Here is a 17,291-nt window from a genome sequence, read left to right on the forward strand (position 1 = left end):
TCAGCTCTCCGCGGTGAGCTTGCGGCGCAGCCAGAACCCACCACCGGCGATCATGGCCGCCCCGGCCAGCCCCAGCGGAACCAGCGGAGACGTCCCGCTGTCGGCCGTCCCGCCAAGCCCGGTTTCGACCCCGCCGCTCGGCTGCTCGTCGTCGTCGCTCAGCCCGGCAGCGCCGCCCTTGCCGGTGTCGACCCCGCCACTCGGGCGGTCATCGTCGTCATCGTCGCTGGCACCACCCTTGCCGGTGTCCACGCCACCCCGGGGACGGTCGTCGTCGTCATCGTCAGATGCGCCACCTTTTCCGGTGTCGACCCCGCCGCTGGGACGGTCGTCGTCATCGTCCGAGCTGCCGCCCTTGCCGGTGTCCACGCCGCCGCTCGGGCGGTCGTCATCGTCGTCATCGTCCTGGGTCGCGCCCAGGCCGGTGTCGACGCCGCCTCGGGGCCTGCGGTCGTCATCGTCATCGTCCGAACCTCCGCGAGCCCGGTCGTCGTCGTCATCGTCGTCACGGTCGTCGTCGTCGTCATCGGCGGTGGTGATCGCTGAGAGGGGGGTCGCCTGGGCTGGGTAGGTGAGGGCGACCGTGGTCGTGGTCAGGCCCAAGGCGAGGGCTACGGCGAGGAGGGTGGGGCGGAAGGTTTCGGTCATTGTGGGCTCCTGGAAGGTTGGGCCGCTTTTCGCGGCTGGTTCCAGGATTCGGGGGCGGGGTGGGGTGACCGTGATGGGTTGGTGAGAGGGTTCTCACTCGGCGCGGAGGCGGTAGCCGGTGCCGCGTACGGTCTCGATGCGGTCGTGGCCGAGTTTGCGGCGCAGGTAGCGGACGTAGACGTCGACGACGTTGGAGCCGGGGTCGAAGTCGAAGCCCCAGACGTGGCTGAGGAGTTGTTCGCGGGTCAGGACCTGGTCGGGGTGGCGGAAGAAGACCTCGGCTAGGGCGAATTCGCGGGTGGAGAGGTCGATGGAGCGGTCGGCTGCGTGGGCGCGGCGGGTGCGCAGGTCGAGGGCTAGGTCGCCGGCTTTCAGCACGGTCACTTCGGGTAGGCGGTCGGAGCGCAGGCGGAGCCGTACCCGGGCGAGGAGCTCTTCGAAGGCGAAGGGTTTGGACAGGTAGTCGTCGGCGCCGCCCTCCAGGCCCGCGACCGTGTCCACGACGCTGTCCCGGGCGGTCAGGATGATGACCGCGATCCCGACCCGGGACTCGCGCAGCCGTCGGAGCACGGTGAAGCCATCGCTCAGCGGCAGGCCGATGTCCAGGATCAGAAGATCGAACTCTCCGGTCCTGGCGTGCTCATAGGCGGCCAGCCCATCGCTCACGACCGTCGTCACGAAGCCGCTCCCGCGCAGCCCTTTCTCCAGGAAGGACGCGATCCGCTCCTCGTCCTCCGCGATCAGAATGCGATTCACCTACACCTCCTTACACGGAAATTTCATGACAAATAGGGCTCCGCCGCCGGGGGATTCCTCCACCCTGACCGTGCCGCCGTGGCTCTCCGCGATCGACCGCACGATGGCCAAGCCCAGCCCGGCCCCTTCGCCGGTACGGCTCCCGCCCCGCACGAACCGCTCGAAAATGCGCTCCCGGTCCTCGGCCGGAACCCCGGGGCCACTGTCCCGCACCCAGAGCCGTACCAGCCCGTCCCGGACAGAAGACCCGACCGCGACCAGATCGCCCACCCGGGTATGGCGCACCGCGTTCGCCGTCAGCTGCACCAGCGCCTGCGTCAGCCGTTGCCGATCCGCCAGCACCCGCTCCTCGGCGACCTCCTCCACCCGCCACCGCCGATCCCCGAGCGCCCGCGCCTTGGCCACCACGCTCACCGTCAGATCCGCCAGCTCCACCTCCTCGGGACTGAGGAAGTCGGGCTGCCCGGCCTTCGCCAGGGTGAGCAGATCATCGACGATGCGGTTCATCCGGGCGAGCTCGTCGGTGACCAGGGCCAGCGTCTCGGCCTGGTCGTCCTCGCCCATCAGCTCCAGATGCCCGCGGATCACGGTGATCGGCGTACGCAGCTCGTGCCCGGCGTCGTCGACGAACTCGCGTTGCGCGGCGAACGCCCGTTCCAGCCGGTCCAGCATGTGGTTGAAGGTGGCGGCCAGCGCGGCCACGTCGTCGTTCCCGGACACGCGGAGCCGCCGGGTCAGGTCGGATGAGTCGGTGATCTGGGCGGCTGCCTGCCGTACCAGGCGGACGGGGGCCAGGACGCGGCCCGCCACGAACCAGCCGGCCCCGCCCGCCAGGGCGAGCGCGGCGAGCGCGGTGAAGGCGAGCACGCGCACGGATTCGACCACTTCCTCGCGATGCCGGTCGTAGAAGACGGCGACCACAAAATGGCCGCTGCGGTCGTCGCCGGTCACCCGTACCGGAATGGTGGCGTATCGCACCTCACCGGCGGCGCTCTGCCATCGTCCGGGGGTGGCCACCGTGGCTTCGCCAAGGATCTCCACCAGATCTTCGTCGTCGTCCAGCCGCACCGGGGGAGTGACGCCGGTTCTCGAGTCGGGGCGGGCGTCGACCAGGGTGAAGAAGGTCTCCCAGCGGTCCGGCACGTTGACCGCGAGGTAGGAGTCGAGGAGCCTGGAGACCGTCCAGCCCGTGGAGTCCACGCTGTCCGCGTAGGAGCGGAGCTTCATGGTCTCGTTGCGGAGTTCCTCGTTCACTCGGTCGTCGAGGCGGCCCAGCAGGATCGTCCAGGTCGCGAAGAGGGAGACGGACAGGGCGAGCGCGACCAGCAGCAACATCCAGCCCACGATCCGGGCGCGGGCGCTCACCCGCCGAGCCGATCAGTCGTCATCGCCCTCATCGTCGTCGTCATCGTCGTCCCCACCTCGCTGCGGCGGTGGAGGTTTGACCGGATCCGCGCGCTTTGTCGATACAGGGTCCAGTGTCCCCGGTGTCGGCTTCGAGGGGGCGGGCTTTCCGGCGGGCGCCGCCGTAACGACGACGGGACCGCCCAGGTCAGGGGTGCCGGTCCCGGCCGCCCAGACGATTCCGACGAAGGCGAGCGCGACGGCGACCGCCCCGGCCAGGAGCACCACAACCGATATCCGGCGACTCATGCCGCCATCCTCGCCGCGCTCCAGGAGCCCAACCTGAGCCCAGGATGAGAAGACTCTCATCTTGGGCTATACCGTGGCCGATCGGCTGTAGGAAGATCGGGGACAAGCACCTGGCTTGGCCATTCCTGTGTCTGCGGGCTACGGAGCGGCCGAGCCCGCCGTGCCGGAGGCGCGGCCATAAGCGCAGTCGGAGGAATCATGTCGGTTTTGCGGGATTTGGTGGCGGGCATTCGTGCGGGCTCCATCGAGGTGATCGACCTGACCGCGCCGCTGGCGAGCTCGACGCCGATCCTCATGCTGCCCGAGCCGTTCGGCAACACGATCCCGTTCACACTCCAGGAGATCAGCCGGTACGACGACCGCGGCCCTGGCTGGTACTGGAACAACATCGCCACCGGCGAGCACACCGGCACCCACTTCGACGCCCCCATCCACTGGGTCACCGCCCGCGACGGCGAGGACGTCTCCCAGGTCCCGCCGTCCCGCTTCCTGGCCCCGGCGGTCGTGCTCGACTTCGCCGCCGAATCGGCCGCCGACCCCGACTTCCTGCTGGAAGTCGATCACGTCGCCGCCTGGGAGAAGGAGCACGGCGCCCTGCCCGACGGAGGCTGGCTGCTCTACCGCACCGGCTGGGACGCGTACGCCCATGACCAGGCCGAATTCCTGAACGCCAACGAGAGCGGCCCGCACACGCCGGGCATCTCCGTGGAATGCGCCCGCTACCTCGCCGAGCGGACCTCCATCGCCGGAGTCGGCGTGGAGACCGTCGGCACCGACGCGGGCGCGGCCCACTCCTTCGACCCCGCGTTCCCGTGCCACACCTTCCTGCTCGGCGCGGGCAAGTACGGCCTGACCCAGCTGCGCAACCTCGACCGGTTGCCGGCCACCGGCGCCGTGGTCGTGGCCCCGCCGTTGCCCATCGTCGGCGGCTCCGGCAGCCCGCTGCGAGTGCTGGCCCTCGTCGAGAGATGACCGTGAACGTCGCCGGGGCGGTCGGGGCCACGCTGGCCCGCCTCGGGGTGCGGACCGCTTTCGGCGTGGTGGGCAGCGGCAATTTCCATGTGACGAACGCCCTGGTGGACGGGGGTGCGCGGTTCGTCGCGGCCCGGCATGAGGGCGGCGCGGTCACGATGGCCGACGCGTACGCGCGGATGAGCGGCGAGGTCGGCGTGGTCACCGTCCATCAGGGACCGGGGCTGACCAACGCGCTGACCGGCCTCACCGAAGCGGCCAAAAGCCGCACACCACTCCTGCTGCTGGCCGGAGAGGTGACGTCGCCACGCTCGAACTTCTACGTGGACCAAGCGGCCCTCGCCACTGCCGTGGGAGCCCTGACGATCAGGATCTCCGCCGGAACCGCGGTCGAGGACACCGTCAGGGCCTATCGGATCGCGCTCACGGGCAGAGCGGTCCTCCTCAACCTGCCACTCGACGCCCAGGCGGCTGTCACCGAGGAGACCGTCCTCCTCGAGATCGAAACACTCGCGACGCCAGCCAGTTCGCAGGTGCCCGGAGCGCTCTCCACTGAAGGCGGCTCCGTCAGTTCGTCCGACACGGGCGTTCCGCACGCCGGCAGTTCGGAGACTGTCGGTTCGGGAAGTGCCGGCTCTGAGACCGCCTTTTTGGAGGTCGCCGGTTTCGAGGCCGATGGTTCGGTGGCCGGTGATTTCGGGGTTGAAGGTTCCGCCGGTGCCTTGAGCTCCGGGATCAGCGGTGTGGACGAGTTCGTCGACGTGTTGCTCGGCGCGCGGCGGCCGGTTTTCGTCGCCGGGCGGGGCGCGCGCGGGGCGCGGATGGAGCTGGTGGCGCTGGCTGATCGGGTGGGCGCGCTGCTCGCCACGTCGGCTGTCGCCAAGGGGCTGTTCCGGGGGAGCACGTGGGACCTGGATGTGAGCGGCGGGTTCGCCACGCCGCTGGCCGTTGAGCTGATCAAGGACGCGGACCTCATCGTCGGCTGGGGCTGCGCGCTCAACATGTGGACGATGCGGCACGGCAGCTTGATCGGCCCGGACACCACCGTCGTCCAGGTCGACCACGACGCCAGCGCGATCGGCGCCCACCGGCCGGTGACCCTGGGTGTCGTCGGAGACGTGGGCGAGACGGCGAAGCACGTGCTGGACCGGCTGAACCCCCGCCACGTGACCACCTTCCGCATGGGCTACCGCTCCCCGGGCCTGGCCGAGCGCCTCGCCCGCGAAGGCCGCTGGCGCGACGTCCCCTACGACGACTGGGGAACCACCGGAGAGGACGATTCCGCGGAATCCGACGGGACCGGCGACTCGCAAGCGCCGCCGAACACCGGTGGGCATGGTGGTTCGCCAGCGGAGGGCAGGGCCGATTTGGGGACCGAAGGGCAAGGTGATTCGCCAGCGGAGGGCAGGGCCGATTTGGGGACCGAAGGGCAAGGTGATTCGCCAGCGGAGGGCCGGACAAGCTCGGGGACCGAAGGGTGCGGCGCCTCGGCGAGGAGAGCCAGGATCGACCCGCGGACGCTCTCGATTGGGCTGGACGATTTGCTGCCCGATGAGCGCATCATCGCCACCGATTCCGGAAATTTCATGGGATATCCGGCCATGTTCATGGACGTCCCAGACGAGTGTGGTTTCGTCTTCACTCAGGCCTTCCAGGCCATCGGGCTCGGCCTGGCGACCGCCATCGGCGCCGCGCTGGCCCGCCCCGACCGCCTCCCGGTGGCCGCGCTCGGCGACGGCGGAGCGCTGATGGGCGTGGCCGAGCTGGAGACCGTCGTCCGCCTCGGCCTGCCCATGGTGATCGTCGTGTACGACGACGAGGCGTACGGCGCGGAGGTCCACCATTTCGGCCCGGATGGATTCCCGCTCGGCACGGTCACGTTCCCGCCCGCCGACCTCGCCGCCATCGCCCGCGGCTTCGGCTGCGACGCGCTGACCGTACGGGCGAAAGAAGATCTTCACGGGGTCGCCGAGTGGCTCAAGGGCCCGCGCGAGCGGCCGTTGCTGGTCGACGCGAAGGTGGCCGCGCACCGCGGGTCGTGGTGGCTGGAGGAGGCGTTCCGTGGTCACTGATCCCGGGGTCACTGAACTGTTACGGTGCTCGCATGGCTGAGATTGTGTACCCCCCGGTTATCGGGGCCCTCCGGACCATGTTCCGGATGCTCGACATGAAGATCGACATCGTCGGCGCCGAGCACATCCCGACGACCGGCGGCGCCGTGCTCGTCAGCAATCACATCAGCTACCTGGACTTCATCTTCGCCGGCCTGGCCGCCCGCCCGTCGGGGCGGCTGGTGCGGTTCATGGCGAAGAAGGAGGTCTTCGACAACAAGATCTCCGGTCCGCTGATGCGCGGCATGCACCACATTCCGGTCGATCGCGCCGAGGGCGCGGGGGCGTATGTGGCGGCGCTGCGCGCGCTCAAGGCGGGCGAGGTGGTCGGCATCTTCGCCGAGGCCACGATCAGCCGCTCGTTCACCATCAAGGAGATCAAGAACGGCGCGGTGCGGATGGCGGCGGCCACCAGCTCGCCGATGATCCCGGTCGCGCTGTGGGGCACCCAGCGGCTGTGGACCAAGGGCCGCAAACGCGCGATCGCCCAGCGGCACATCCCGATCACCATCCTGGTGGGCGAGCCGATGTACCCCAAGCGCGGCGAGGACATGGACGCCCACACCGCCGAGCTGCGCCGGCGCATGTCCGAACTGGTGGACAAGGCGCAGCGCGGATACGCCGAGATCCCCGAGGGCGTTTGGTGGCAGCCCGCCCATCTCGGCGGCTCCGCCCCCACCCCCGAGGAGGCCGAGGCGCTGGACGCCGCCGAACGCGAGGCCCGCGAGGCCAAGCACGGCTGACGTTCTGGATCATGAAGAAAGCGCTCCCTCAATCAGGGTGACGCGAGGTTTCGGGCGTGTCAACCGGCCGTTCTTCAGCATTCATCGCACGTCAAGATTTCTGCTGACGCTTGGCGGTGGGTGGGGCGATGGGGTGGATATTTCGCCATAAGTCCATGTCAAAGGGCAAATATCCTTGCTCTGGTATGGGCTGGAGAGCGCTCTCGTCGGGAGTTTTGGACCGCTTCAAAGGGTTCGTTGTATTACATCAGAGTTAAGTTAACTCTTGACATAAGTGTGTGGCAGAGGGGACATTTTGCGTGCAGGGAGCGCTCCCCGACATTCGCCCTCCCGAGGAATCGGCCTCGGGCCTAGCACGCGGCGGCGACCCGTGTGTCCCCCTGGCTGTTCCGCCCATGCCTGGAGTTCGCATGACCATGTCCTTCCGCGCCCGTGTCCCGGGCAGGACCCGCCTACGCCTGGCCACCCTGATCGCCGCCATCACCGCCCTGCTCGCCACCAGCCTGTTCGTCACGGCGGAACAGGCCTCTGCCGCGGTGCTCTCGCAGGGCCGCCCCACGCTCGCCTCCTCCGTCGAGAACGGCGGAACCCCGGCGGGCGCCGCCGTCGACGGCAACCCCGGCACCCGCTGGTCGAGCACCTTCTCCGTGCCGCAGTGGATCCGGGTCGACCTCGGCTCCGCCCAGGCCGTCAACCAGATCGTGCTCAACTGGGAAGCCGCGTACGCCACCGCCTTCACCATCCAGACCTCACCCGACGGCAACACGTGGACCACCATCCACACCGTCACCAACGGCACCGGCGGAAACCAGACGTACAACGTCAACGGCAACGGCCGTTATGTACGCCTGCACGCCACCGCCAAGGCCACCCCGTACGGCGTCTCGCTGTGGGAGTTCCAGGTGAACGGCCCCGGCGGCGGGGGAGGAGGCGGCCCGATCGTGCGGGTGGCCGAATTCCTGGCCGACTGCCCGTTCAGCCACCGGCTGCCCGACGACCCGATCGTCTTCCCCAACCTGCCCGGCGGCTCGCACATGCACAGCTTCTTCGGCAGCACGGTCACCAACGCCTTCACCACCCTGACCGACCTGCAGAACGCGCCCAGCAACTGCAACCCGTCGATCGACCTGTCCTCGTACTGGGTGCCCACCCTGTACGTCAACGACGTGCCCGTCGAACCGACCGGCACCACCTTCTACTACCTCGGCGAAGGCGTACGGGACGACGTGATCGCCAGGACCCAGCCGATCCCGCTGGGCCTGCGGATCGTGGCCGGCAACGCCAAGGCGACCGCCCCCGACGCGAGCTCCACCGCCCGCTGGTCCTGTCTGCACGCCGGGCAGGTGCCGCCGAGCAAGGACTTCGTGACCTGCCCCGCGGGCACCATGCTGGAGTCCTACCTGGACTTCCCGCAGTGCTGGAACGGCACGGCGCTGGACTCACCCGACCACAAGAGCCACATGGCTTACCCGGTCAACGGCGACTGCCCCGCCACCCACCCCGTCCCGGTCCCCAAACTCCGCCAGGTCCTCCGCTACCCGGTCAACGGCAACCCGGCGGGCTTCCGCCTCTCCTCCGGCCCCGGCTACACCATGCACGGCGACTTCTTCAACGCCTGGCCGGTCGCCGAAATGGAACGCCGCGTCCGCGACTGCATCCGCCCCATCATCAAGTGCGGCGCCAACGGCACCCCGTAACAACCACCTACTGATCGAGACGGCATCCCCTCGCGATCGCCCGGAGGAATCCGCTCATCGGCATTCATTTGCGGTGATTGCCAGAAGGCACCCCTGCACGACGGCTCGAGGAAGGACATTCGATGCGAAACCTGCTGATCCTGTCCTTCCTCGTGGCCGCCTGCGCGCCGTCACCGGCGGCGGTCACCCCCCAGATCTCCGCCCCGCCGCCGGTGGCGACCACCACCCTCAACCCGACCACCCTCAGCTCCGCCACCCTCAACCCCGACCCCCTGAGCACCGGCACCCTCAACGCCACCGACATCGCCTGGGCCCAGCTCATGATCCCCATGCACGAGGGCCTTCTCCAGCTCCTCGACCAGGCCCCCAGCCGCGTCACCGACCCCGACCTGGCCCGCCTGGCCGCCCAGGTCGGCACCGCCCACCGCGCCGAGCTCCCCGCCCTCCGCGAAATCCTCACCCGCGCCGGCATCACCGGCGCCAACCCCCACGAGGGCCACGACATGCCCGGCATGGTCACCAAAACCGACCTGACCATGATCACCCCCATCACCGGCCCCGCCTTCACCCGCCTCTTCATCGCCCACCTACGCGGCCACCTAGAACAGGTAACCCTGATCTCCAAAGCCGAAGGCAAATCCGGCACCGACCCCACGGCCCACACCCTCGCCACCGCCATGGTCAAATCCAGAACCGCCCAACTCGCCACCCTCAACCACCTGACCAGCACGGAACCAGCCTCGAACTGATGATCGCGCCTGATCCAGCGGCGCATTCCGCTGAGCCGCGCGACCTGGATGACGTGGTTTCCGTTCCGCTGGGACTGCACCAGATCCACTAGCCCTCACGCCGCAACTAGAACCGCACCCGTCGCCACCGGAACGATTCCCGCGCGATCGTTCACAGGGACGTCAGCCCAGGATGAGCAAGCCGAGAGCCGCCGTGAGGAATGTGACGCCCAGTCCTATGAGGATGCCGCCGACCAGGGTGCCTCGGCCGCGTAGGTCGTCGATTCGTACCTGGCGTGGGTCGGCCGGGTCGTACCGGATGGCCACCACGTCTCCCGGCTGGGCGGGGGCCGGGTTGGCGCCGACGGGTGACTCCGCCTCGACCCGCACGCCATCCGCCGTCACGAACCGCAGCACCGGATGGTAGACGTGGCTGTACCGGGGCTTCTGGGGCACACCCTCCCGGCTCACGCGCAACCGGACGACCTCTCCCCGGCTGGTCACCGAGCGGCCCTGGAATCCGCGCGCGACGACGATGACCTCCCGCCCCCGGGCGACAAGATGCAGCCCAAGGAACTCGATCATGACCGCGAACAGGACCTGCCACACCATCCACCGACCTTACGGCCTTCGGCACCTATCGGAGGGATGACGGGTCGGGCTGGGGTCCAGCCGGACGGCGGGATATCGCCCCGGTACGGGCCCTGGACCACGGGCGGGTTGAGGGTCTCCTTGATGGTCTGGGCGTTCACCCAGCGGATCAAGTTGAAGATCGAGCCGGCCTTGTCCTTGGTGCCGGAGGCGGACACGGCCTAGCCGTTTCCCGTCACCATGTTGATCACCCCGGGCGGCGGCCCTGCCGCCTAACCAGCGGGGAGCCGCCGAAGGGTTGAGGGCATCAGCTAGGCCTGACCAGCGGTGTTCTATGAGAAGTATAGTTATGATAACTGTACTTCTCAAAGCTGGAGCGTGGATGCGCAAGCCGCCGGACATGTTCGATCGGGACCGCGAATGGGCGGCCCTGGTGCGTTTCGCGAGCGATGAACAGCCCGGGGCGACGCTGGGTGTGGTGTCCGGCCGCCGGCGGCAGGGGAAGAGCTTCCTTCTCGAATCGTTGTGCCAGGAGGCGGGCGGGTTCTACTTCTCGGCGCAGGAGGCGACGGACGCCGAATCCCTGGCCTCGCTGGGTGCGGCGCTGACGAGATATCTGGATCCGGTGGTTCCGTTCGTGTTGCCGAACTGGGCGACCGCCATCGACGCGCTGCTGCGGATCGGCAGGGATCGGGCGATCCCCGTGGTGATCGACGAGTTCCCGTACCTTGCCCGGGCACATCCCGCGCTGCCGTCGATCATTCAAGGGGCCTACGCGCCCCGGCGGGCCGAGCGCGTGGAATCGCGGACCCGGCTGCTGCTGTGCGGCTCGGCCATGTCGTTCATGGGCCGCCTGCTGTCGGGCAACGCGCCGCTTCGCGGGCGGGCGTCGCTGGATCTGCCGGTGGACACCCTCGACTACCGGCTCGCACGCCGATTCTGGGAGATCGAGGACGTCCGCCTGGCGGCGCTGGTGCACGCGGTCGTCGGCGGTACACCCGCCTACCGTACCGAGATGATCCGCTACGACCGCCCCCGCGATCTCGGCGATTTCGACGACTGGGTGGTCCGGGCCGTGCTGTCGCCCGGCAGTCCCATGTTCCTGGAGGCCCGATATCTCCTGGCCGAAGAACCCGACCTGAGAGATAGCGCCATGTACCACTCCGTGCTCGCGGCTATCGCCGAGGGCAACAACGGGCGAGGCGGTATCGCCGGCTATGTCGGCCGCAAGAGCAACGATCTCTCGCATCCGCTGACGGTTCTGGAGGACGCGGGCCTCATCGTCCGGGAGAGCGACGCCTTCCGCGGCAACCGCACCAATTTCCGGATCAAGGAACCACTGCTCACCTTCTACCACACGATCATGCGACCGTTCTGGCCCCAGCTCATGCGCGCCACCGCCACCGACCGCATCTGGCAGCACGCCACGCAGCGTTTCACCGGCAACGTCCTCGGCCCCCATTTCGAGCGCCTCTGCCGCGACTGGACCCTGCACTTCGCCGAGGACCGTTTCGGCGGCTGGCCGGTCGAGGTCACCGCAGGAACCGTCAACGACCCCGCGAACCGCACCACCCACGAACTCGACGTGGTCGCGATCGGCCACGCCGACGGCGGAAAACCCCCACTCCTGGCCATCGGCGAAGCGAAATGGGGCGACACCATGGGCATCGGCCACCTCGACCGCCTCCGCCGCATCCGCGACCTGCTCTCCCACAACGACCGCTACGACACCTCCCAAACCCGCCTGATCTGCTTCTCAGCCACAGGCTTCACCGACGACCTCCTCCACACCCGCGACCAGGGCGAGGTCGACCTGATCACCCTCTCCGACCTGTACGACTAGCAGTCACTCTTCGCCCAGGTCAGAGCTCTGGTTGGACCCCAGCCTGGCTGGGGGAGACGGATCAACTGGCGCATTCGAGGGCGGTTCGCCCCTGGACGGGAGCCTGCGCCTGGTGGGGGATATGGCCGGTGAGGGTGACCCTTGCCGCGGCCCCGTGACCATCACGCCATGCGCCGAGCCTACGATGTCCGATGAGTCAAGGGGTTGCAGTTACTGCAGATATCAAGCTGGGAGTGGTCATGTCGCGAACTGGCGTTCTTGCCAATGCGACACGTGTCGAAGCGGATGGTGACGAGCAGGAGTTCCTTGCTCGAGTTGAGGCCACCGCCGAGAATGCCGCGCAGCTCGTTTTGCGCGGAACGGATGGCCAGGACATCGTTCTGCCTGAGCCATTGCTCACGCTGGTGCTGGCGGCGATTCATGACCTGGCCAGGGGCAACGCCGTCCTGGCGCTCGCTGTGGAGACTCGCCTGACCCCCAACGAGGTCGCCCAGATGCTTGGCGTTTCGCGTCCTTTTGTCACCCGGTTGCTCGACGAAGGCGAGATCCCCGCGCAGCACCTCCCCGACAGCCGTCACCGCCTTGTCCGGCTGGCCGATGTCCTGGCCTTTCAGGCTCGCCGCGAGCGTCGCGCTGAAGGAAGGCGAAGAATCATCGGGGCCGCAGAGGACGCGGATCTGCCCTACTAACGCTCGGAGAATAGCTGACGACATATCTAAGAGAAGTACAGTTATGGTAACTGTACTTCTCTTAGATATGTGCAGGTCAGAGGTCTGGTTGGGTCCAGCCTGACTGGGGGATGTCGCCGCGGTAGGGGCCCTGGACGATTGGGGGGTTGAGGGTTTCCTTGATGGTGCGGGCGTTGACCCAGCGGATCAGGTTGAAGATGGAGCCGGCTTTGTCGTTGGTGCCGGAGGAGCGGGCGCCGCCGAAGGGCTGTTGGCCTACTACCGCGCCGGTGGGTTTGTCGTTGATGTAGAAATTGCCGGCGGCGAAGCGGAGGCGGGCGGAGGCGGAGGTGATGATGCGGCGGTCTTGGGCGATCAAGGAGCCGGTGAGGGCGTAGGGGGAGGCGGATTCCATCTGGTCCAGGACGGGGTCGAAGTCGGCGTCGTCGTAGACGTGGACGGCGAGGATGGGGCCGAAGTATTCGGTGGTGAAGATCTCGTCGGTGCGGTCGGCGGACACCAGGACGGTCGGTTTCACGAAATATCCGGTTGAGTCGTCGTATGAGCCGGTCAGGACGTCGATCGTGGGCGTCGCGCGAGCCCGGTCGATGGCGGCCTTGTGCTTGGCGAAGGCGCGGGCGTCGATGACGGCGCCGAGGAAGGCGGACAGATCGGCGGAGACGTCGCCGATCGTCAGCGATTCGGCGGTGCCGACGAGCTCGTCCCGGAGCGATCCCCAGATCGAACGCGGAATGTACGCCCGCGACGCCGCGGAACACTTCTGCCCCTGATACTCGAACGCCCCCCGGACCAGCGCGGTCAGCAGCGCGCCCCGATCGGCGGACGGGTGCGCGAGCACGAAGTCCTTCCCGCCGGTCTCCCCGACCAGCCGCGGATACCCGTGATAGGAGCCGATGTTCGCCCCCACACTCGCCCACAGATGCTGAAATGTCGCCGTCGACCCGGTGAAATGGATCCCCGCCAGCTGCGGATGCGGAAGAGCGACCTCGGACACCGCCTGCCCGTTCCCGGTAACCATGTTGATCACTCCGGGCGGCAGCCCCGCCGCCTCCAGCAACCGCATCGTGAAATGCGCCGCGAACTGCTGCGTCGGCGACGGCTTCCACACCACCACGTTCCCCATCAGCGCCACCGAAGCCGGCAGATTCCCCGCGATGGCCGTGAAGTTGAACGGCGTGATCGCCAGAACGAAGCCCTCCAGCGGCCGGTACTCCATCCGGTTCCACACCCCGGGCGAGGAAACCGGCTGCTCGGTGTACAGCTGCCGCGCGTACGCCACGTTGAAGCGCAGGAAGTCGATCAGCTCGCAGGCCGCGTCGATCTCGGCCTGCTGCGCCGACTTGGACTGGCCGAGGATGGTCGCGCCGTTCAGCGTGTTGCGCCACGGACCCGACAGCAGGTCGGCCGCGCGCAGGAAGACCGCCGCCCGCTCGTCGAACGGGAGCGCCCGCCACTCCGGCGCCGCCGCCAGCGCCGCCGAGATGGCCGCCGACACGTCGGCGTTGGTGGCGTCAGCCGTACGGCCGAGAACGGCCTGGCGGTTGTGGGGTTGCACGACGGGGATCGGGGAGCCGCCGCCCATCCGGCGTTCGCCGCCGACGGTCATGGTCAGGTCGAGGTCGGCCCCGGCGAGTTCCTTGATCCGGCTCTCCAGCGCGGCCCGCTCGGCGCTGCCCGGCGGGTAGCCCTGCACTGGCTCGTTCGCCGGCACGGGGACATTTGATACGGAATCCATCATTTACCCCCAAGGGAACGCAGGAAGAAGGTGACGTTGGCCGGGCGTTCGGCGAGGCGGCGCATGAAGTAGCCGTACCAGTCGTCGCCGTAGGGCACGTAGACGCGGACGTTCGCGCCGGAGCGGGCGAGCGCGAGCTGTTTGTCGGTGCGGATGCCGTACAACATCTGGAATTCGTAGCCGGGGCGGCCGTCGGCGAGGGTCTCGGCGATCGTGATCAGCCGGTCGTCGTGGGTGGCGATCATGGGGTAGCCGGTGCCGGACATGAGCACCTTCAGGCAGCGCACGTACGCCCGGTCCACCTCGCTCCCGCGCTGGTACGCCACCGACGCGGGCTCGTCGTAGGCGCCCTTCACCAGGCGGACCCGGGAGTCGCGCAGATCCCGGCAGTCGGCCTCGCTGCGGAACAGGTAGGACTGGATCGCCACTCCCGTGTCGGGAAAATCCGTCCGGAGCGCCCGCAGGATCGCCAGCGTGGAGTCGACCGTGGTGTGGTCCTCCATGTCGAGCGTCACCGTGGAGCCGTTCTCCCTGGCCGCCTCGCAGATCCGCTGGGCGTGATCGAGCGCCATCCCGTCGTCCAGCGCCTGCCCCACCGCCGACAGCTTCACCGAAACCTCGGCCCGATCGCCGAACCCGAGCGGGCGCAGCGCCTCAAGCAGCCGCACGTACGCCTTGGTGGTCTCGACGGCGGCCCCCGTATCGCGGACCTCTTCCCCCAGATGGTCGATCGTGGACATCAACCCCAGATCGGCCAGCCGCCGGGTCGCCGTGACCGCGTCGATGGTCTGCTCACCCGCCACGAACCGGTCCACCACCCGGCGGGTCAGCGGAAACCGGGACACCGCACGCCGCGCCCGCTTGTTCCGGGACGCAGCCAGAAGCACCTCACCAAGCATGCAACCAGCCTAAATCTCCTTCTCAGCTGCCTTCCACGGACATCCGGCCAAGCGTGTTCAGACAAATGCTCAATAATGGTCCACGTGCAGGAACTCGTCGACGAGATCGCCCGCCTGCTGGACGCGTCGGTGACCTTGGAGGACCGATCGTTCCAGCTCGTCGCGTACGGCGCGCAGAGCGGGGACATCGACGCGGTCCGTGAGGAGGTGATCCTGCGCAGGCGCGCCACCGACGCCACCCGCGCCCACTTCGAGGCGTACGGGATCGCCTCCGCCGAAGGCCCCGTCCGGATCCCGGCCATCGCGGGCGTGCTCGGCCGGGTCTGCGTGCCGCTCCGCCACAAGGGCGTGACCTACGGCTACCTGTGGCTGCTCGACTCCGGCGACCTCACTGACGATCGTCTTAAGACGATCGAACCCCTGGTCGCGCGGGCGGCGGCGACCCTCGCCAGGGAGACCCAGACCCGCCAGGTCCCGCTCGAGGACCTGTTCTCCGCCAACCCCGACACCCGCGCCGCCTCCGCCGCTGACCTGGAAGGACCGCTGGTGGCGATGGCCACCCGCGCCGCTCCCGGCCAGGTCGCGGCGCTGTGGACGCTCCCGCACGACGTCAGCGTCGACCTCACGCTGACCTGCCCCGCGTTCCTCGTCCCCGCCGCCCAGGCCCGCGACGTCGCCCGCCGCGTCCAGGACATGTACGGCACCGCCACCGGCGTCGGCGCCCCCCGCCAGGACGCGGCCGACGCCTGGGAGAGCTGGCGCGAAGCCCTCGGCGCGCTACGCGTGGCCGAAGCCCGCAAGCTCCCCATCGCCTACTGGGCCGACCTCGGCGTCTACCGCTACCTGGTCAAACTCCCGCACAGCGAGCTGGCGGCCCTGGCCGCGGAAGCCGCGCCGCTGGGCGAGCTGGCCGCCACCGTCGAGTGTTACCTCGACCATGGCGGCCACGTCCAGGAGACGGCGGCGGCGCTCGGCGTGCACCGGCAGACGCTCTACTACCGGCTGGGCCGGGCGGCCGAGGCGACCGGCCTCAACCTGGCCGACGGCCGCGACCGCCTGCTGCTGCACCTGGCCTTGAAGGCGTCTCATCTCTAGGCGCAGACGTTCTCGTACACCCGGATGAGCTCCTGGCTGACCCGCTCCAGCGAGTAGCGCGACCGCGCCCGGTCCACCCCGGCGAACCCGAGGGCGGTGCGCAGCGTGCGGTCGCCGAGCAGCTGCCGCATCCGCGCCGCCACCTCGGCGGGACGCCGCACGTGGAAGCCGGTCACGCCGTGCACGACCGCGTCCAGATGCGCGCCGGTGGCCGACACGATCACCGGAACGCCGCAGGCCATCGCCTCCAGCGCGGCCATCCCGGTCGGCGCGGAGGGAGCCAGCGCGAGCGCCACGTCGGCGCTGCGGATCAGCTTCGGCATGCTCGCGTGCGGCACCCGGCCGAGCAGCCCGACCCGGTCCTCGACGCCCTTCTCCTTGGCCAGGATGCCCAGCCGGGCCCGCGTGGCGTCGTCGCCCCCGGCCACCAGCAGCTCCGCGCCCGGCACCGAGGCCAGCGCGCCGATCGCCATCGCCGCGCCGCTGTCGCCGATGTGCACCATCCGGGCCCGCTCGCCGCGCGGGGCGGCCGGGCCCTGGCGGCGGAACCGCTCGACGTCGACGCCGCTCGGCACGACCGCGATGTTCCGGCGCGGCACGCCCAGCCGGATCAGCTCGGACTCCTCGCCCGCGCAGGCCGCGATCACGGCCCTGGCCTGTCGGCCGATCGCCCGCTCCAGCCGCCGCTCCGGCGCGGACGGCACGTCGTCGGGGTGGAAGGTCTGCGTCACGGGCACGCCGAGCCCGTCGGACCCGGCGATCGCCGCCAGCCCGCCGGTCCAGGAGTGAGCGTGTATCACGTCCGGCCGGTCCCGCCGCCAGCACCGCTTGAGCCCATCACTGAAGTCGGAGATGTACGGCAAAAGGTCGCTGTCGGAGAGCTCTCCGGCGGGCCCGGCGGGCACCTGCTCCACCCGGACGCCCTTGATGGCGGACGAGGTGCGCGTGTAGACGGTCACGCTGTGGCCGCGGCCCAGCTCGCGGGCGATGGCGGGGGTGTCGCTGGACAGACTGTGCGTGGAGACGATGGCGATATGCATGGCACACCTCATGGCGGTGATCGCGATGAAAGGGTGTGCCTGCGTCTTAGGCACCAGGTATGTAGCTCTCCTTACCGTACATCGACCGGCG

Annotated in this window: 16 protein-coding genes; 8 read left to right on the top strand and 8 right to left on the bottom strand. The window is 69.1% G+C overall.

Translation table 11 applies throughout. From position 1 onward, the window contains the following. The 4 genes from Aple_RS03860 to Aple_RS03875 all read right to left on the bottom strand — a co-directional run bounded on the left by Aple_RS03860 (position 1) and on the right by Aple_RS03875 (position 3,057). A complete protein-coding gene (locus Aple_RS03860) occupies positions 1–648 on the bottom strand; it encodes a GVDTG sorting domain-containing protein (protein WP_155343041.1) in 648 nt (215 codons plus the stop codon). 93 nt (positions 649–741) lie between these two features. Then, complete coding sequence (locus tag Aple_RS03865; RefSeq protein WP_155343042.1) at positions 742–1,404, bottom strand: response regulator transcription factor; 663 nt, start codon at positions 1,402–1,404, stop codon at positions 742–744. Then, entirely contained in the window at positions 1,405–2,769 is a 1,365-nt protein-coding gene (locus Aple_RS03870) for a sensor histidine kinase (protein ID WP_155343043.1), read from the bottom strand. It lies immediately after the preceding gene. 12 nt (positions 2,770–2,781) lie between these two features. Continuing rightward, positions 2,782–3,057 carry a hypothetical protein gene (locus tag Aple_RS03875; protein WP_155343044.1) on the bottom strand — a complete coding sequence of 92 codons (276 nt, stop codon included), beginning with the start codon at positions 3,055–3,057 and terminating at the stop codon, positions 2,782–2,784. A 198-nt stretch (positions 3,058–3,255) separates the two neighbouring features. Here Aple_RS03875 and Aple_RS03880 point away from each other — a divergent pair, with 198 nt between their 5' ends. From Aple_RS03880 to Aple_RS03900, 5 genes are all read left to right on the top strand, one after another. After that, on the top strand, positions 3,256–4,029 hold the full coding sequence (locus Aple_RS03880; protein WP_155343045.1) for a cyclase family protein: 774 nt from the start codon (positions 3,256–3,258) through the stop codon (positions 4,027–4,029). After that, the gene (locus Aple_RS03885; protein ID WP_246264099.1) at positions 4,026–6,101 is read left to right on the top strand and encodes a thiamine pyrophosphate-binding protein; all 2,076 of its coding nucleotides are present in this window, start codon (positions 4,026–4,028) and stop codon (positions 6,099–6,101) included. Before Aple_RS03880 ends, Aple_RS03885 begins: the two co-directional genes overlap by 4 nt. Before the next feature lie 32 nt (positions 6,102–6,133). Continuing rightward, a complete protein-coding gene (locus Aple_RS03890; RefSeq protein WP_155343046.1) occupies positions 6,134–6,883 on the top strand; it encodes a lysophospholipid acyltransferase family protein in 750 nt (249 codons plus the stop codon). A gap of 410 nt (positions 6,884–7,293) precedes the next feature. Continuing rightward, on the top strand, positions 7,294–8,580 hold the full coding sequence (locus tag Aple_RS03895) for a DUF1996 domain-containing protein (protein ID WP_218038098.1): 1,287 nt from the start codon (positions 7,294–7,296) through the stop codon (positions 8,578–8,580). Positions 8,581–8,702: 122 nt separating this feature from the next. Beyond that, a complete protein-coding gene (locus tag Aple_RS03900) occupies positions 8,703–9,329 on the top strand; it encodes a DUF305 domain-containing protein (RefSeq protein WP_155343047.1) in 627 nt (208 codons plus the stop codon). A 162-nt stretch (positions 9,330–9,491) separates the two neighbouring features. On the opposite strand, the gene Aple_RS03905 is transcribed toward Aple_RS03900, so the two are convergent. After that, positions 9,492–9,920, bottom strand: a complete 429-nt coding sequence (locus Aple_RS03905) for a DUF3592 domain-containing protein (protein WP_155343048.1) — start codon at positions 9,918–9,920, stop codon at positions 9,492–9,494. A gap of 361 nt (positions 9,921–10,281) precedes the next feature. Between Aple_RS03905 and Aple_RS03910 the strand changes: the two genes are divergently transcribed. Next, a complete protein-coding gene (locus tag Aple_RS03910) occupies positions 10,282–11,742 on the top strand; it encodes an AAA family ATPase (RefSeq protein WP_155343049.1) in 1,461 nt (486 codons plus the stop codon). A 239-nt stretch (positions 11,743–11,981) separates the two neighbouring features. Then, positions 11,982–12,431, top strand: a complete 450-nt coding sequence (locus Aple_RS03915; RefSeq protein ID WP_155343050.1) for a helix-turn-helix domain-containing protein — start codon at positions 11,982–11,984, stop codon at positions 12,429–12,431. Between the two features lie 76 nt (positions 12,432–12,507). Here Aple_RS03915 and pruA read toward each other — a convergent pair whose 3' ends face one another. Together pruA and Aple_RS03925 are read right to left on the bottom strand one after the other, a co-directional pair. Then, positions 12,508–14,166: an L-glutamate gamma-semialdehyde dehydrogenase gene (gene pruA / locus Aple_RS03920; protein ID WP_155343127.1), complete on the bottom strand. Its 1,659-nt coding sequence runs from the start codon at positions 14,164–14,166 to the stop codon at positions 12,508–12,510. Further along, on the bottom strand, positions 14,166–15,065 hold the full coding sequence (locus tag Aple_RS03925) for a proline dehydrogenase family protein (RefSeq protein WP_155343051.1): 900 nt from the start codon (positions 15,063–15,065) through the stop codon (positions 14,166–14,168). Before Aple_RS03925 ends, pruA begins: the two co-directional genes overlap by 1 nt. 75 nt (positions 15,066–15,140) lie before the next feature. On the opposite strand from Aple_RS03925, the gene Aple_RS03930 reads away from it, so the two are divergent. Further along, entirely contained in the window at positions 15,141–16,160 is a 1,020-nt protein-coding gene (locus tag Aple_RS03930) for a PucR family transcriptional regulator (protein ID WP_155343052.1), read from the top strand. Here Aple_RS03930 and Aple_RS03935 read toward each other — a convergent pair. Further along, positions 16,157–17,200 (bottom strand): glycosyltransferase, encoded by a 1,044-nt coding sequence (locus Aple_RS03935; protein ID WP_155343053.1) that lies wholly within the window; start codon positions 17,198–17,200, stop codon positions 16,157–16,159. The two genes, Aple_RS03930 and Aple_RS03935, sit on opposite strands and share 4 nt — an antisense overlap. Positions 17,201–17,291: the final 91 nt, after the last annotated feature.

Source organism: Acrocarpospora pleiomorpha (genome assembly GCF_009687885.1).
In the GTDB taxonomy this organism is placed as follows: Bacteria; Actinomycetota; Actinomycetes; order Streptosporangiales; family Streptosporangiaceae; genus Acrocarpospora; species Acrocarpospora pleiomorpha.

Coding starts and splice junctions, on each gene's coding strand:
- pruA (WP_155343127.1), bottom strand. CDS start 14,166: ATGGATTCCGTATCAAATGTCCCCGTGCCGGCGAACGAGCCAGTGCAG.
- Aple_RS03885 (WP_246264099.1), top strand. CDS start 4,026: ATGACCGTGAACGTCGCCGGGGCGGTCGGGGCCACGCTGGCCCGCCTC.
- Aple_RS03900 (WP_155343047.1), top strand. CDS start 8,703: ATGCGAAACCTGCTGATCCTGTCCTTCCTCGTGGCCGCCTGCGCGCCG.
- Aple_RS03925 (WP_155343051.1), bottom strand. CDS start 15,065: ATGCTTGGTGAGGTGCTTCTGGCTGCGTCCCGGAACAAGCGGGCGCGG.
- Aple_RS03875 (WP_155343044.1), bottom strand. CDS start 3,057: ATGAGTCGCCGGATATCGGTTGTGGTGCTCCTGGCCGGGGCGGTCGCC.
- Aple_RS03905 (WP_155343048.1), bottom strand. CDS start 9,920: ATGGTGTGGCAGGTCCTGTTCGCGGTCATGATCGAGTTCCTTGGGCTG.
- Aple_RS03915 (WP_155343050.1), top strand. CDS start 11,982: ATGTCGCGAACTGGCGTTCTTGCCAATGCGACACGTGTCGAAGCGGAT.
- Aple_RS03935 (WP_155343053.1), bottom strand. CDS start 17,200: ATGCATATCGCCATCGTCTCCACGCACAGTCTGTCCAGCGACACCCCC.
- Aple_RS03880 (WP_155343045.1), top strand. CDS start 3,256: ATGTCGGTTTTGCGGGATTTGGTGGCGGGCATTCGTGCGGGCTCCATC.
- Aple_RS03860 (WP_155343041.1), bottom strand. CDS start 648: ATGACCGAAACCTTCCGCCCCACCCTCCTCGCCGTAGCCCTCGCCTTG.
- Aple_RS03930 (WP_155343052.1), top strand. CDS start 15,141: ATGGTCCACGTGCAGGAACTCGTCGACGAGATCGCCCGCCTGCTGGAC.
- Aple_RS03910 (WP_155343049.1), top strand. CDS start 10,282: ATGCGCAAGCCGCCGGACATGTTCGATCGGGACCGCGAATGGGCGGCC.
- Aple_RS03895 (WP_218038098.1), top strand. CDS start 7,294: ATGACCATGTCCTTCCGCGCCCGTGTCCCGGGCAGGACCCGCCTACGC.
- Aple_RS03890 (WP_155343046.1), top strand. CDS start 6,134: ATGGCTGAGATTGTGTACCCCCCGGTTATCGGGGCCCTCCGGACCATG.